Genomic DNA, 492 nt, shown 5'->3' with positions numbered 1-492 from the left:
TGTTAATCATGATGTCGTAGGTTCGAGTCCTACTGCCGGAGCAGAGAGAGCTCTCTTATAATCAAATGGTCCGTTGGTCAAGGGGTTAAGACACCGCCTTTTCACGGCGGTAACACGGGTTCGAATCCCGTACGGACTATTTTTGGAGGATTACCCAAGTCCGGCTGAAGGGAACGGTCTTGAAAACCGTCAGGCGTGTAAAAGCGTGCAAGGGTTCGAATCCCTTATCCTCCTTTTTAATATCGCGGGATGGAGCAGTTAGGTAGCTCGTCGGGCTCATAACCCGAAGGTCGTAGGTTCAAATCCTGCTCCCGCAATACTTATATAGTTGATTAAAATAGAAATAAGACTAGGCGACGAGTAGCTGATGGAACTGTTGTTCATTGATACTAGTCAACGAAGTATTAATCTATTTTAAGTAATTATAAATATAGGTAAGAGCGGTAAACGCCACTATGGCTCGGTAGCTCAGTTGGTAGAGCAATGGATTGA

At 45.1% G+C, this 492-nt stretch carries 3 tRNA genes; all 3 read left to right on the top strand.

The annotated features are described in order from the left end of the window. Positions 1 to 67: 67 nt before the first annotated feature. A tRNA-Glu gene (locus tag BG262_RS03210) sits at positions 68 to 139 on the top strand. Between the two features lie 5 nt (positions 140 to 144). Continuing rightward, a tRNA-Ser gene (locus tag BG262_RS03205) sits at positions 145 to 234 on the top strand. 9 nt (positions 235 to 243) lie between these two features. Continuing rightward, a tRNA-Met gene (locus tag BG262_RS03200) sits at positions 244 to 317 on the top strand. Positions 318 to 492: the final 175 nt, after the last annotated feature.

This window comes from Floricoccus penangensis (genome assembly GCF_001832885.1).
Classification (GTDB): Bacteria; Bacillota; Bacilli; order Lactobacillales; family Streptococcaceae; genus Floricoccus; species Floricoccus penangensis.
The sequence above is the reverse complement of the archived record's forward strand: the minus strand, read 5'-3'. Positions and strand labels throughout refer to the sequence as shown.